Origin of the sequence: Janthinobacterium kochi, assembly GCF_051380715.1 — a bacterium.
In the GTDB taxonomy this organism is placed as follows: Bacteria; Pseudomonadota; Gammaproteobacteria; order Burkholderiales; family Burkholderiaceae_D; genus Janthinobacterium.
Genome location: NZ_JBNYXO010000019.1, coordinates 13,796 through 28,494, shown reverse-complemented (window position 1 = coordinate 28,494; position 14,699 = coordinate 13,796). Strand labels below are relative to the sequence as shown.

General features: G+C 63.4%; 12 protein-coding genes. 4 read left to right on the top strand and 8 right to left on the bottom strand.

Annotated features, from left to right (window positions below):
• Positions 1-20: 20 nt before the first annotated feature.
• Positions 21-860, bottom strand: coding sequence for a universal stress protein (locus tag ACQ4WL_RS25780; RefSeq protein ID WP_436512354.1), 840 nt, complete (start codon positions 858-860; stop codon positions 21-23).
• 231 nt (positions 861-1,091) lie between these two features.
• Here ACQ4WL_RS25780 and ACQ4WL_RS25775 point away from each other — a divergent pair, with 231 nt between their 5' ends.
• Entirely contained in the window at positions 1,092-3,374 is a 2,283-nt protein-coding gene (locus ACQ4WL_RS25775; protein ID WP_436512352.1) for an AAA family ATPase, read from the top strand.
• Positions 3,353-3,874: a hypothetical protein gene (locus ACQ4WL_RS25770; RefSeq protein WP_436512350.1), complete on the top strand. Its 522-nt coding sequence runs from the start codon at positions 3,353-3,355 to the stop codon at positions 3,872-3,874. The genes ACQ4WL_RS25775 and ACQ4WL_RS25770 overlap by 22 nt, the downstream gene beginning before the upstream one ends.
• On the opposite strand, the gene ACQ4WL_RS25765 is transcribed toward ACQ4WL_RS25770, so the two are convergent.
• The gene (locus ACQ4WL_RS25765) at positions 3,793-4,491 is read right to left on the bottom strand and encodes a hypothetical protein (RefSeq protein WP_436512348.1); all 699 of its coding nucleotides are present in this window, start codon (positions 4,489-4,491) and stop codon (positions 3,793-3,795) included. The two genes, ACQ4WL_RS25770 and ACQ4WL_RS25765, sit on opposite strands and share 82 nt — an antisense overlap.
• 59 nt (positions 4,492-4,550) lie before the next feature.
• Positions 4,551-5,870, bottom strand: a complete 1,320-nt coding sequence (locus ACQ4WL_RS25760) for a dockerin type I repeat-containing protein (protein WP_436512346.1) — start codon at positions 5,868-5,870, stop codon at positions 4,551-4,553.
• Positions 5,871-6,578: 708 nt separating this feature from the next.
• Here ACQ4WL_RS25760 and ACQ4WL_RS25755 point away from each other — a divergent pair.
• On the top strand, positions 6,579-8,810 hold the full coding sequence (locus tag ACQ4WL_RS25755) for an NADP-dependent isocitrate dehydrogenase (RefSeq protein ID WP_436512345.1): 2,232 nt from the start codon (positions 6,579-6,581) through the stop codon (positions 8,808-8,810).
• A gap of 90 nt (positions 8,811-8,900) precedes the next feature.
• Here ACQ4WL_RS25755 and ACQ4WL_RS25750 read toward each other — a convergent pair whose 3' ends face one another.
• From ACQ4WL_RS25750 to ACQ4WL_RS25735, 4 genes are all read right to left on the bottom strand, one after another.
• Positions 8,901-9,341 (bottom strand): DUF411 domain-containing protein, encoded by a 441-nt coding sequence (locus ACQ4WL_RS25750; protein ID WP_436512343.1) that lies wholly within the window; start codon positions 9,339-9,341, stop codon positions 8,901-8,903.
• A 99-nt stretch (positions 9,342-9,440) separates the two neighbouring features.
• Positions 9,441-9,737 (bottom strand): hypothetical protein, encoded by a 297-nt coding sequence (locus tag ACQ4WL_RS25745; RefSeq protein WP_436512342.1) that lies wholly within the window; start codon positions 9,735-9,737, stop codon positions 9,441-9,443.
• Positions 9,738-9,865: 128 nt separating this feature from the next.
• Positions 9,866-10,096 carry a hypothetical protein gene (locus ACQ4WL_RS25740; RefSeq protein WP_436512340.1) on the bottom strand — a complete coding sequence of 77 codons (231 nt, stop codon included), beginning with the start codon at positions 10,094-10,096 and terminating at the stop codon, positions 9,866-9,868.
• Between the two features lie 205 nt (positions 10,097-10,301).
• A complete protein-coding gene (locus ACQ4WL_RS25735) occupies positions 10,302-11,660 on the bottom strand; it encodes a sensor domain-containing protein (protein ID WP_436512338.1) in 1,359 nt (452 codons plus the stop codon).
• Positions 11,661-11,977: 317 nt separating this feature from the next.
• Between ACQ4WL_RS25735 and ACQ4WL_RS25730 the strand changes: the two genes are divergently transcribed.
• Positions 11,978-13,567, top strand: coding sequence for a methyl-accepting chemotaxis protein (locus ACQ4WL_RS25730; RefSeq protein WP_436512336.1), 1,590 nt, complete (start codon positions 11,978-11,980; stop codon positions 13,565-13,567).
• A 10-nt stretch (positions 13,568-13,577) separates the two neighbouring features.
• Here ACQ4WL_RS25730 and ACQ4WL_RS25725 read toward each other — a convergent pair whose 3' ends face one another.
• Complete coding sequence (locus ACQ4WL_RS25725) at positions 13,578-14,696, bottom strand: sulfotransferase family protein (protein ID WP_436512334.1); 1,119 nt, start codon at positions 14,694-14,696, stop codon at positions 13,578-13,580.
• Positions 14,697-14,699: the final 3 nt, after the last annotated feature.

The window sequence follows — 14,699 nt, the reverse complement described above, 5'->3', positions numbered from 1 at the left end:
CAAGTGGCCGGCGATGCCGCTCAATGGCCCAGCAAAAGCGGCAGGCGTGACTGGCTCAGCAGGCTGCGCGTCGTCCCGCCGAGCACCCATTCCTGGAAGCGGCTGCGACCGAATGCTCCTGCCACGATCAGGTCCGCGCCGCTGTCCTGAGCCAGTTGACACAGTGCCGTACCGCATTCTTCGGTCGTTTCGCTGCTACTGACTTCCGCGCGCACGCCATGGCGCGCCAGGTAGGTGGCCAGGTCGGCTCCGGGTTCCTGTCCGTGCTGCCCATAATGCTGGCGCGCATTGAGCACGATGATCTGCACGCGCTGCGCCCGCACCAGCAGCGGCAGCGCGCCAGCGACGGCGCGGCTGGCTTCGGCAGTGGCGTTCCAGCCGATGACGATGGAACGGCCGGGGATGGTGACCGGACCATCGCCATCGGGTATGACCAGCAAGGGCCGCGCGCTGTGCAGGGCGAGATACGCGGGCAGGCGGGTCGACCAGATGAGCGACCGGTCGCTCAGGTCGCTCTGGCCGGTGATGACCAGATCGCAGTACAGCGATTGCAGTATCAGCGCATCGACGGCGCTGCTATCCTGAAAACGGGTTTCGTATGAGGCGACACCCAGCTGGCGGCAGCGCTCGTCGAAGCGGACCAGTTGTTCCCGCGCCGCGTCGCGCAAGGGCTCGTAATCGATCGGCGGTGGCGGCGCCAGCGTGACCGCCCCGTAGACCAGGTAATCGAGTTGCGGCCCGCCGCTGGCCACCGTTCCTATCAGATGGGAGTCGGCTTCGCTGGCGAGCGCCGCTGCCACTTGCAGGCGCCGTTCGAAACCGGAAAACTGGTCGGCATACATCAGGATGGTCTTGTACATGGTGGGCTCCAGAAAAGACTCACGATACCTGTTTCAGCGTCGTTTGTAAGGAGCGCCGACTGATCTAGGTCAAGCCTGCCTTCAATTCGTGGCTCAGGGAACTGGCGCCGGGCAAGCATTGATCCAGATCATATTTTCTTGCGGCGTGGCCGTGCTAGGATCATGGCCGGACAGGCGGTGCACAGCAGGAAGAGGCCGTGTGCGCGCTGCGGCCGGACTGCGGAGGAAAGCATGTTGAAAGACGCTGAAGTAAGGCTGAACGTGGAGCATGAGCTCAGCTGTGTTGCCCGGATGGGACCACCTTCCATCGCGGTGTCCGTACATCACGGCGTCGTTACCTTGTCGGGGTGCGTGCATGATTTCGTCGGCAAGATAAGGGCCGGGAGTTGTGCCACGGGAGTGGCCGGGGTGTCTGGCGTGCTCAACAAGATCGAAGTGGCGCCCCTGGGGCAGCGGCGCTCGGATGCGGACCTTGCGTGCGCGGCGGTGGCGGCCGTCAAGGCGCAATTGCCCAGCTCCGCCGATGCCATCACGGTGGCGGCGCAGGACGGCGTGCTGCGGCTGGAAGGGACGCTGGGCTGGAACTATCAGCGCAAGCGGGCCGAGGAAGCGGTGTATGGCCTGCGCGGGGTGCGCGGCATCGAGAACCGCATTGCCCTGGCGCCAGCAGGCTCCGCCGCTGAAGTGCGCTGGAAAAGACGGCTGCCTTCCCACGTGAATGGCACCATCCGTGCTGTCCGGCAGAACGCGGCCGCGCAGCCTGCCCCGGTGCGTGTCGGTGGCTGCGCGGCAGAGCGGAAGGGGGCGTTGCCGCTGGGTGCCCAGGGGCCGATGCCTGCGCCGCAAAGCGAGCAGCAGTGGCCTGATACCAAGCAAGGCATCGAGAAGCACGAGGTCTCGCGGCAGACCAGACTATTGCACCGCCTGGCACATCGCCTCGACAGCGAGGATGCGCGGGTGCGGCTCATCGTCACCGATATTTCGCGCATCATGCTGGTGGGCGACCTGGCCTACAAGTTCAAGACGGCCGTGCATCGCGACGTGCTCGATTACAGTACCCTGTCGGCACGGCGGTATGCGTGCGAGGAAGAGCTGCGCTTGAATCGGCGCATGGCGCCGGAGTTGTACCTGGGACTGGCGAGCATCACTGGCACGCGGGCATGTCCCACCATCGACGGTGGTGGTCCCGTACTCGAGTATGCCGTGCGCATGCGCCGCTTTGATCAGTCCGCCCTGTGGCAGGCGCGCTTGAATGCCGGCCAGCTTGGCGCGGATGAAGTCAGCGCGCTGGCGCTGTTGCTGGCCGATTTTCATGCGGGTGCTGCGCGGGCGACACGCCAGTCGCCCTGGGGCAATGGCGCATTGATCGTTGCCCGCACCCATGAGGATGTGGTCGGCATTGCCGCCGTGCTGGAAGACACGCGCCAGCGCGCCATGCTCGACGAGATTGCGGCCTGGTTGACGCGACAGGAGCAAGCCCTGGCGCCGGTATTTACCCAGCGCAAGGCTGACGGCTGGGTGCGCGAATGTCATGGTGATTTGCATTGCGGCAACATCCTGACCTTGGCCGGCCAGGTTCGCGTGTTTGACGGCATAGAATTTAACACTGCATTGCGCTGGATCGACGTGGCGCAGGATCTGGCCTTTGCCTGGATGGACCTGCAATGTCAGGGGCGCCGCGGCCTGGCAGCCCGCTTGCTGAACGATTATCTCGAGCGTTGCGGCGACTACGGCAGCCTGGCGCTGCTACCGTATTACCGGGTGCAGCGGGCGCTGGTACGCTGCAAGGTGCTCCTGTTGCGCTCCCTGGGGGGCGGTCGCGGACGATCTGCGGCATTGCTGCAGGCGCAGCGCTATCTGGCCTTCGCCCATGCGTGCATCGGAGCCGCCTCGCCGGCATTGCTGATCGCCTTCGGACTGGCCGGTAGCGGCAAGTCATGGCTGTGCAATGCGCTGGTCGAACCACTGGAGGTGGTGCGGCTGCGCTCGGATGTCGAGCGCAAGCGCCTGTTTTCCAGCCCTGCCGCCACCGGCACCACGGCCTTGCCGGCGCAGCGGATGTATGACCAGGCCGCCAATGCCGCGACTTACCGGCGCCTGGCGCGGCTCGCGCAACAGGGGCTGGCTGCCGGTTTCGTGATGGCGGTGGACGCCACTTTCCTGGAACGCCGGCGGCGCCTGGCCTTTCGCGCCTTGGCGCGCCGCAGCCAGGTGCCGTTCCTGCTGCTGCACATCGATGCGCCGTTGCCGGTGCTGGCATCGCGTCTGGCAGCGCGGGCGCGTGCGGGCACCGACCCTTCCGATGCGGACATGGCCGTTCTCGCCAGCCAGATGGAGCGCTGCGCTGCGCAAGGCTTGCGTCCGGGCGAAGCGGCTGACGTCATCGAGATCGCCAATGGCGCCGATTTCGGCGCCGAGGCGTTGGCAGCGGTGGAGCAGCAGGTGCGCCAGGCCTTGCAGCGGCGCGCCTTGCCGAAGCTGGACCCAACGAGATGCCGTCCTCGCCCGCACTGAGCCAGTGGTGCTGCTTGCAAGACATCATCTGCGAACCGGTGTTCTTCCTGCTCGCTTGCGGCGCCAGCTATATGCTGCTGGGCGACCATCCCGCCACAGCCTTGTCGATCGCGCGCCAGACCGCATGGCGACATCGTCGCCATGACGGGCGATGGCGTGAACGACGCTCCTGCGCTGAAAGCGGCGCACGTTGGCATGGCCATGGGTGCGCGCGCCATGGACGCCGCCTGTTTGCCAGCCTGCGCAAGGTCATCGTCTGGATCGTCGTCGTGCGCGTGCCGATTGCGGGCCCGTCGTTCCTGCCTGTGCTGCTGGCTCTGTTGTGGCATGCGCGGCTATCGGGCCAGTCCGACGAGGCGGCACGCGCCGCCGTTTTCATGGTCTTGCCCTATCCACGCTGGCCTGGATCCATGCCCGCCTATCCGTATGTGGGCTGGGGCGCCGCCGCGGCCGTGTCGCTGCTGTTGTGCTGCCTGGTGGCAGCGGCGATCCTGGCGTAGTGCGCCTTGCTGCGCCGTTGCCGGGCCAGCGCCGCCATCCCCAGGCCCAGCAGCGCCAGCGTGCCCGGTGCGTCGACCTGCAGTATCAGGATTGGAATCTGGTCCGGCACCACCGGAATCAGATTGCCTCCCGCATCGGCCAGCAGGATGTCATCGGCGAACAGGATGGTATTGGCCGGCGCCGGCCCGGGCGGCATCATCACGTGGAAGGCCAGCGTGGCGAGCCGGAAGCCATCGCCTTGCAGCTGGCCGAGGGTCAGGCCGTCGAGCAGCGATACTTCGTCCAGGCGCAACAGGCCAGGCGTGCTGGCGTCGGCGAACGCCAGGGCCTCGGCGCCACCAGCCGTCTGCCCCAGCGCCGTGCCCCAGCCCGATGGCGCGCCGGGGAGGAAGGACAGCAGGGTCGGATCGTAATACAGGTCGAGGTGAAAGACGCCCAGTTCCGTGTTCAGGCCACCGGACTGCAGGCCGGCGATGTTCAAGTCAACCACCAGCAGGCCGCCCGGCGCGATCTGGTAGCCGCCGCGTGGCACCAGAGACATCTGCAGGGCCTGGGCCAGTGGCGCCCAGCTCAGGCACGCCAGCCATAACATTGCTGCAATACATAGCTTCTTCATGATGAGTCTCCCGCGAATCGAGGAAGCCGGTCGCGTACGGCCGGCATGAAAGTGCTTGCCTAGTTGCACAAAGGGTGGCTGCAGTTGGCCACCAGCTTGCGCACGTCGAGCGCGGTGATCCGGCCATCACGGTCGAGGTCGCGCGGGTCGTTTGCGTCTGCCGCCAGGGTGTTCAGGCCCAGCAGCAGAATGTTCACGTCGGCGCGGTCGACCGCGCCATCGTTGTTCAAGTCGCCCGGCGCGGCGCTGACGCTGGTGTAGGTGACGCTCAGCTCTGAGTAATCGACCATGGTGCCGTCAGCCAGCAGCACGTCCAGGCGCTTGTCGCTGACCAGCATGGGCAAGACATTGACCACCTGGTCGGGCTGTCCGGTCACGGTAGGGGAGGCAACATTGCGCAGCGGCGTCTTCGCCAGGTTCCAGATCAGGTCGTAGGTGGCGCCCGCTTGCGGCGGAAAGCCCAGCAGGTCATGCAGGGCAATCACCCTGGTGGACAGCCCCTGGTCGGTGATAATGCTCTGGTTAAACAGGATGACGTCGTTGTCGACGATGTCGCCCGTCATCCTGATGTGCAATTTGATGCTGGCCGAGGTGATGGTGGCGCCTTGCGGCACGCTGATGTCATGCGTCAGTCCCACTGACTGGTTATGCGCGGGCTGGTCCATGTCGATGGCGGGCGTCGGCAAGAGCTTGTCCTGCAGGTCGAGCACGTGCTGCGACTTGGACGTCGTGTCGGCCAGGTCGTCGGAATGGAATTCATCCTTGTCGCCGATCAGGCTGATCTGGGCCGGCGCCCGCTGCACCAGCACTTGCTTCGAGTGAAGGATATTGTAGCTGTCGAAAAACACCCAGTGATACACCCCGTTATCGGTCGCGCGGATGTCGATCTGGTTGTCGCCGAGCCGTAGTGCCGGCGTCATGTCGACCGCCACGGCTTCTGGCTGGCCGTTGGGCATCATATGGTCAGCCAGGCGGTAGCTGGCGAAGGGCGTGCCGTTGATCGTCAGGGTCATGTCGTCGTCCGCCGCCATCAGCGCGACGATTTGCGGTTTCATGCCATTCTCCGGCTCCAGGTGGAACTGGCGGCGGAAATGCGCGGTGGTCGGCGGGCTGCTGGCGCCGGGTGCGCCGGGGCCGGGCCAGTACCACATCAGGTTGGCGTGTATCCCCAGTTCATTCAGGAAAGGATTCGGCATCGTGAGCGGATTGGGGTAGGGCCCATAGGCGGGAATCCAGCCATCGACGCCATTGGGGCTGGCTAGCCAGCCGCGGCCGGCGCCGCTCAAGAGCTCGGTCCGGGGGCCGGCGGCGTCAGCGCTCTGCGCCACCATCAGCAAGCTGGCGGCGGCCAGCGCGATGGTTCGTACGAAGATATTCATGATGTCCTCTCCTGAAGTGCTGCGAGTGAAGGGCAAGGCGGAATCGCAGGCAGGTCACGCCTGCAGCACGTGCCGGAGCAAGAACAGGGCCATCACGCGCAAGTTCTTGATTCATATCGAAGATGATTGTGGGAAATCGGTGGCTAACGTGATGGCTGTCAAATCCGTCGACAGTCCAGGCCGCCTATTCCTGATGCGGCGTGATGGCGCCCGGATGGCAACTGGCGGGAATGCCAAATTGCCGGCGTACCGGTGTTAGCCGGTACGAATGAGAATTGATCCGACCGAACTATCACATCCCGTGGCGTTTGCAAGTGTCTGTTTGCATAAAGAGAAATTGGCGCAGGCCATGGCCCTGTTCAAATTGGGGCGGCGCTGAGAATGGATCGCCGTGGCGGCACGGCTTGTGCCAGGAAGTTGTCTTTATTGAATTGGTTTTGCATTGATAAATACATGCCCCGCAGCCTGCCCTGCGCGCATTTCAACGCGAAAAATGGCCATCCTGGCCTGTCACCATCAGATATTTGCTGTCTTATATAAGATTCGTCGCCATCGGATACACAAACAGCGGCAGGACAGTCTAAAATACGTGGTGGGCAAGCACGGCGTCACCGCCGGCACACTAGCCGTCCAAAGCAAGGCTAACCGTCCTGTGTTTGGAATGAAGAAAGTTAACCACCAGGCATCACCGCATACAAGGGAATGAACATGGCAACACAAAAATCCAAAATCATCTACACGCTGACTGACGAGGCGCCGCTGCTCGCGACGTATTCCCTGCTGCCGATTATCAAAAAATTCACCGCGCCGGCTGGCGTGGATGTCGTCGCCACTGATATTTCGGTGGCGTCGCGTGTACTGGCCGAATTTCCCGAATTCCTGACGGACGCGCAAAAAGTCCCGAATACCCTGGCTGAACTGGGCAAATTGACCCAGAATCCAGACACCAACATCATCAAATTGCCGAACGTCAGCGCTTCCCAAGGTCAATTGATCGCTTGCGTGCGCGAATTGCAAGGCCGTGGCTACAAGCTGCCGGATTACCCGGAAGATGCGAAGACGGAAGAAGAAAAAGCCTTGAAGGCCCGTTACGGCAAGTGCATCGGCAGCTCGGTCAATCCGGTCCTGCGTGAAGGCAATTCCGACCGCCGCGCACCGAAGGCTGTCAAAGAGTATGCACGCAAGCACCCGCATTCGATGGGCGAGTGGAGCCAGGCGTCGCAAACCCACGTCTCGCATATGCATCATGGCGACTTCTACCATGGCGAAAAATCGCTGACCCTGGAAAAGGCCCGTGATGTCAAGATGGAACTGGTCACCGCCTCGGGCAAGACCATCGTGCTGAAACCGAAGGTTGCGCTGAAAGCGGGCGAAATCATCGACAGCATGTTCATGAGCAAGAAGGCGCTGCTGGAGTTCTACGAGAAGGAAATCGACGACGCCTTCAAGACGGGCGTGATGTTCTCGCTGCACGTCAAGGCGACCATGATGAAGGTCTCGCACCCGATCGTCTTCGGCCACTGCGTGCGCATTTTCTACAAGGACGCGTTCGCCAAGCACGCCGAGCTGTTCGACAAGCTGGGCGTGAATGTCAACAATGGCATGAGCAACCTGTACGACAAGATCGAGACCCTGCCAGCGTCGCAAAAAGATGAAGTGCTGAAAGATTTGCACGCCTGCCACGCGAATCGTCCGGAACTGGCCATGGTCGATTCGGCCAAGGGCATCACCAACTTCCATTCGCCGAACGACATCATCGTCGACGCGTCGATGCCCGCCATGATCCGTATCGGCGGCAAGATGTGGGGCGCCGATGGCCGTCCGAAAGACGTCAAGGCAGTCATGCCGGAATCGACTTTCGCGCGCATCTACCAGGAAATGATCGGTTTCTGCAAGTGGCATGGCAACTTCGATCCGAAGACCATGGGCACCGTGCCGAACGTGGGCCTGATGGCGCAGCAAGCGGAAGAATACGGTTCGCACGACAAGACCTTTGAAGTGCCGGAAGGTGGCACCGCCAACATCACCGACCTGGAAACGGGCGAAGTGCTGCTGACGCAAACGGTCGAAGAGGGCGATATCTGGCGCATGTGCCAGGTCAAGGACGCACCGATCCGCGACTGGGTCAAGCTGGCCGTCACGCGCGCGCGCAACTCGGGCATGCCGGCCGTATTCTGGCTCGATTCCTACCGTCCGCACGAGAACGAAGTCATCAAGAAGGTGCAGGTATACCTGAAGGAGCACGACACGAGCGGCCTGGAAATCCAGATCATGTCGCAGACGCGCGCCATGCGCTACACCCTGGAGCGCGCCTTCCGTGGACTGGACACCATCTCGGTGACCGGCAACATCCTGCGCGATTACCTGACCGACCTGTTCCCGATCCTGGAACTGGGCACCAGCGCCAAGATGCTGTCGATCGTGCCGTTGATGGCCGGTGGCGGCATGTACGAAACGGGCGCCGGCGGTTCGGCACCGAAACACGTCAAGCAGCTGGTGGAAGAGAACCATTTGCGCTGGGATTCGCTGGGTGAATTCCTGGCCCTCGCCGTGTCGCTGGAAGACATGGGCATCAAGACGGGCAATGCGAAGGCCAAAATCCTCGCGAAAACCCTGGACGAAGCCACCGGCAAGCTGCTGGACAACAACAAGTCGCCATCGCCACGTACCGGCGAACTCGACAACCGCGGCAGCCATTTCTACCTGGCCATGTACTGGGCGCAAGCCCTGGCAGCGCAGAAGGACGATGCGGAACTGGCGGCGCACTTCGCGCCAGTGGCCAAAGCCCTGGCCGACAACGAAGAAAAGATCGTTGCCGAGCTGAAAGCAGTACAAGGTAAGGAAACCGATATCGGCGGCTACTACCTGCCCGATCCGGCGAAGACGGAAGCGGTCATGCGTCCGAGCGCCAGCCTGAATGCGGTGCTGGACAGCATTTGATGCAGTCTTGACAGGCAGTAAGCTCTTTACTGCCTGATAAAAAACGCCGCCGGGAGCAATCCCGGCGGCGTTTTTCATTTCCGCTCAGTCTTATTTGTAGTGCTGGTAGACCGTAGCGCCATTGGCTTTCACCAGGAACACGTCGTAGGGGTCCTTGCGCGGTCCTTCCATGCCTGGCGAGCCCATGGGCATGGCCGGCACGGCCAGGCCCTTCGCCTGCGGCTTTTCACGCAGCAGGCGCTTGATGTCGCTGGCGGGCACGTGGCCCTCGATGGCATAGCCATTGACGATGCCCGTGTGGCACGAGCCGAACTGGTCGGGGATGCCGGCGCGCTGGCGATATTGCGCCGGCATCTCGACGTTCTTTGCGCGCACGGTAAAACCGTTCGCTTCCAGGTGCTCGATCCAGGCGGTGCAGCAGCCGCACGACGCGCTTTTATAGACGTCGATGACGGGGGCGGCGGCCGTGGCGAGCAGGGGTACGCCCAGCATGGCGGCGCAGACGCCGCGCAGGAGAAATTTTAGGATCATGGTGTTATCTTTCAAGTGCTGAATCAATGGACGATGGCCGTGGACGCGAGGGTCCAGGGCAGGCTGATGTCTGGTGCCGGTGGATGGCGTAGCGGGAAATCAGGTGTGCCGGGGTGGCCGGCGCGGGCCGCCGGGCACGAAACCCGCCAGCAGCGGGGTATCTGTCATGGTCACGCTTTCCGCGCCGCTGCAGGCGGGAAGAGCAGGGGCGATGGCCGGGGACATGAGTGCGCCCATGCACAAGGCGGAACAGGCGCTGCAAACGGTATGCCGCTCGCCGGGCGCACTGTCCGCGCCGTCCATGTTGGGCGTTGCCTGGGCCTGGTGGCAAGACTGCGCGCTGGCGCGCGCCGGCACCTTGTGCGCTACGTCCTGCGCGCCATTTGCACAGGACATGCGTATGCCTGCAGCGGCCGCTTGCAGCGGCAGCAGCGTCATCAATATCAGGATCAGCCATGTCTTGAAGAGTCGCATCATCGCTGAAAAGTATACCACGGGGCAGGCGCGCCGGTCTGCGTCCCAGATCAAACGTCCAGCGTGCGGCGGGCCACGGCCAGCGGCTTGCGCAGCACGTGGCAGATCAGCGGCGCCCAGCCGCCGTACAGCTTGGCCGTGCCTTTCAAGCCGATGCGCTGCACCGGCTCGCCGGGCGCCAGGTCGGCCTTCAAATGATAGGCGACGACGCCTTCGCCGCTCAGCGTCGGTTCGTAGCTGGACTGGGTCAGCACGCCGGCGACGGTGCCCAGCGGCGCCACGTTCAGGTACAGCTTGACGCTGGCGCCCGGTTCCAGGCTGAGCGCATCGTCGACGGGCAGGCGGATCGCGAATCAAGGAGCGTGGCCACCTATTGCCGGTATTGCTCCGGGCGGCAAGCGCTTGAACAAGCGGGCAAGTCAAAAAGAAGTGTTGCATGATGATAGTCGGCATGCGCGTTGGCGTCGGTGTTTCTGTCCGCGCGCCTTATTCCGGCGCGTGCAGATAGTCCGGCGTCAGTGATCGGGACTTGGCGACGTACATGGCGCGGTCGGCGTGGCGCAGCAGTTGCTGCATGCTCTCGCCGTGTTCCGGATAGTGCGCGACGCCGATGCTGACGCTGATGTGCAGGCGGCGGCCATCGCCGAGCTGCAGCGGGGTGGCCAGCGCCGCGTGGATTTTTTGCTCGATCAGCATGGCATCCACCGGCAGTGGATTGTTTTCCACTAGCACGACGAATTCGTCGCCGCCCAGGCGGGCCAGGGTATCGGTCTCGCGCAGGCAATCCCGGATCCTGCCCGCCACGGCTTGCAGCAGCAGGTCGCCGCAGGCATGGCCGTAGTGGTCATTGATTAATTTGAATCGGTTCAGGTCAATAAACAGCAGCGACAGCCTGCCATCCTGGCGGTGGGCACGCGCAAACGCCGTCTGAAGGCGGTCATGGAACAGGCGCCGATTCGGCAGGCGGGTTAGTTCATCGTGCATGGCCATGAAGCGCATGCGGCTGTGCAATTGCTTGCGCTCGATGGCGATGGCGAGCTGCTTGGCGACGAATTGCAGCAAATCCTGCTCTTGCTCGGTATAGGCGGTGCCGCCCTGGCCGCCTTGCAATGCCAGCGCGCCGATGATGCCGCGCGACGCTTGCAGGGGGACGGCGAGCCAGTACTCCAGCAGCTTGCCAGCCAATGCTTGCAGCGCGGGCGGCAAGCTTGCCAGGCGGCCAGGCTCGATCAGTAGCGCGCTGCCATTGCGTTGCACTTCCTCGCACAGCAGGCTGGCCAGCGCCGCATGGGTTGCCGGCGTGTCCTCCTGTTCATGATGCGCGTGGTGAAAGTGCTGGCCATGCTCGTCCTGCAGGGACACGATCAAGCCGCAGGCGGGCAGCAGCTCGCAGACGATCTGGTGGATGTGCTGCAGCAGGGCCGGCAGCTCCTCGGTCGCATGCGCTGCCTCGGAAATGGCATACAGCGCGGCTTGCTTCGCCTGCGCCTGTTTGAGTACCGTGATATCGCGCGCCACGGCCACACGCAGCTGGTCTGTGGCTGACCAGCGGGCCGACCACATGATGTGCACGAGCCGCCCGTCCTTCCTCGTGTAGCGGTTTTCAAAGTGGACCTGGGCATGGCCGTTCATGATGGCCTGGGCCGCGGCGATGGTGCGCTGGCGGTCGGCCGGCGCGACCAGGTCGAGCATGGCCATGCCTATCATTTCTTCCTGCGTGTAACCGAAAATACGTTCGCAGGCGGCGCTGACGTAGACAAAGCGGCCGTGCACATCGACCATGCACACGGCGTCGAGCAGCAAATCGGTGAAGCTGGCAATCGGCGCGCTAATCTTGTGTTCCATATGCTCGTATTCTAGTTGAGATTGTCTATGGCATGTTCGTTCTGGGAAATGTTTCCCTCCGTTGGCGGCCTGCCGATCCGGTATCACCGGCGCACTGCCATGCCGGTTATCGACTGAATGAGAATCGATTCGCCATTATTGTCACACTTAACATGTTTTGTAAGAGTTTGTCGGCCAAAAAGTTGCTTTTAGGCATGGTCAAACTTTAAGATAAAGGTATCTGTGCATGCCATCCATGTCGCCAGTGCATGGTGACGGCATGCGGCCAACCTGTTCGTCTACCATTCGGTATACGGGCTACAAGCGAGAAACCAAGCATGCGATTGAACCTGCCAGTAAGCGACCGCGAGATCACCCTGAGCGATACCGAGACCATTGTGTCGACCACTGACTTGCAAGGTAATATTACCTACGCAAATCCATATTTCATAGCGATCAGTGGTTACACGGCGCAAGAATTGATGGGTGCGCCACAAAATATCCTGCGCCATCCCGACATGCCGGTGCAGGCCTTTGCCGATTTCTGGGCCACCATCCGCTCCGGTCGTTCCTGGAGCGGGATGGTCAAGAACCGCTGCAAGAATGGCGACTATTACTGGGTGCTGGCGAACGTGACGCCCGTGATCGAGGATGGCGTGGCCGTCGGCTACATGTCGGTGCGCACCAAGCCCAGCCGCCAGCAAGTGGCGCAGGCGGCGGCATTGTACGCGCGCATCAAGGCGGGGCAGGCCGACGACATTGCGCTGAGCCAGGGTGCTGTCGTGGGCATGGGCTGGCTGGCCAGAGTGTTGCGTCTGCGCGACATAGCGCTGGGCAAGCGCATCGCCTGGAACCTCGGCTTGCTGAGCGCCGTCCTGTTGCTTCAATTGGGCTGGAATGCGGGACTGCTGCCAGTGGCGGCAGGCGCCTGGATCACGGCGCTGTCGTTGCTGTCGCTGTGCGCCATCGGCCTGTTCTGGCATTCGCTGCATGGCGCCGTGCTGCGTCCGCTGCAACAGGCGCGCATGGCCTGCGACGTGATGGCCGGCGGCGACTTGACACAGGACATGGGCACGTCGCGACGCGACGAGGTGGGGCAGTTGCTGCGTTCGCTACGGCAACTGCGCGTGAACCTGCATTCCATCGTCGGCGATGTGCGCGGCAACTTTCTGCACATCAGCGTGGCCACCCGCGAAATCGCTGCCGGCAATCAGGACCTGTCGGGCCGCACCGAAGCGCAGGCATCGTCGCTGCAGCAGACCGCTTCCAGTATGGAGGAACTGGCGGCCACGGTGCGGCAAAACAGCAGCAATGCGGCGCAGGCCAGCGACATGGCGGGCAAGGCGCATGGCCTGGCCGACAAGGGCGGCGATATCGTCGGCCAGATGGTGGCCATGATGGGCGCCATCAGCGTTTCGTCCAGGAAGATCGGCGATATCACGGGCATTATCGAGGCGATCGCCTTCCAGACGAATATCCTGGCCCTGAACGCTGCCGTCGAGGCGGCGCGCGCGGGCGAGCAGGGGCGCGGCTTTGCCGTGGTGGCCAGCGAGGTGCGCAGCCTGGCCCAGCGCAGTTCGGCGGCGGCCAGCGAAATCAAGCAATTGATCGCGGAATCCTTGCGGCAGGTGGCGCAGGGTGCCGAACTGGCCGCCCAGGCCGGTTCCAGCAGCGGCGAGATGCTGGTGGCCGTGGAGCGCGTGCACCAGTTGATGCACGAGATCGCCACGGCATCGCGCGAACAGAGCCATGGCATCGGCCAGGTGCAGCAAGCCGTCACGCAAATGGACGCGGTGACGCAGCAGAACGCGGCGCTGGTGGAACAGTCGGCGTCCGCCTCGGCCGCGCTGCAGGAGCAAGCCTCGCACCTGGAGCAGGCGATGGCCTTGTTCAAGCTGGAGCGGCGTCAGGCGTTGGCGGCACGTTGAGCGGCCGGGATCAATCGCTGACGACAAACGCGGCCGGGTCGAGTTCGTCCAGTGCGACGATAGCGCCGCTGCCAGGGGCGAAGCTGCTCTCGCTGAGGCGTGCATGCAGCTGGGCCAGATAGTCGGCGCGGCAGCGGCGCAGCACGTAGTCGCGGAAATTGTCCTGTTCCAGGGCGCGCCAGGCGCGTTCGCGTCCTTGCGCCGAGCGCATGCCCGCCATCTCGATCAGCGCGGGCGTGATGCTGGCGTCGCCGCGGCTGAGGCGCGTGTAGCCGTAGCGGTCCATATACGGGCCGGTGAGCGTTTCGATGAGGTTGATGTCATCGTCCGACAGTTGCTGCTTGAATTTGTCGATGTTGGCTGCAATCGGCGCATAGCAGTTGGCCGACCAGAGGGACGACAACTGCGCAATCTGCCGCGCTTCCGACGAAGCGGCCACGTCCAGCATTTGCGGCAGGAAGGCGATGCCAAGGAAATTGCATACGGTTTCCAGCGTCTCTTGTTGCCGCGCCAGGAAGTCTTCATAGCGTATCGTCAGCACGCGCTGCGGATAGCGTTGCATGACATGGTCGGCTGCCATATGCGCGGCCAGCCAGGTCCTGGCATTGAGCAGCGTGTCGAAATCGTGGATGATGGCGCGGTTCATCGACGCCACTTGCGCGCGCGGATCGCGCACCACGTTCAGGAACAGCATGTCCGGATACAGCTGCACGATGTCGTCGGCGTAGTGCACGCTGTCGAGCGACTTGTCCATGACCACCTGCGCGTGGCGGCGTTCGCCGGCGCGCAGCAACAGCTCCCATGCCACGCGGTGGATGCTGCGCGGCTGCCCGCGCAGCGTCTCGAAGATTTCCACCGGATCGAAGACGACCCCTGGCCACTTGACCATGCTGGCCGCCGCCAGGCCCACCACATCGACCACCAGGCGAAAGTAGGCGCGGTCGTCGCGCAAGTCGCCGTACAGGGGCAGCAGCGGCATCATATCGACCAGGTGCAGCGGATAGGGTGAATAAAACTGCGGCGACAGGTTCAGGCGCAGGCGCAGGGCATGGCTGCCGCAGCGGCGCAGCGCGATCATCATGACAGGGCGCGGGCGCGCGCCGTCGCCGGGATGGTGCGTGGAACTCATCTC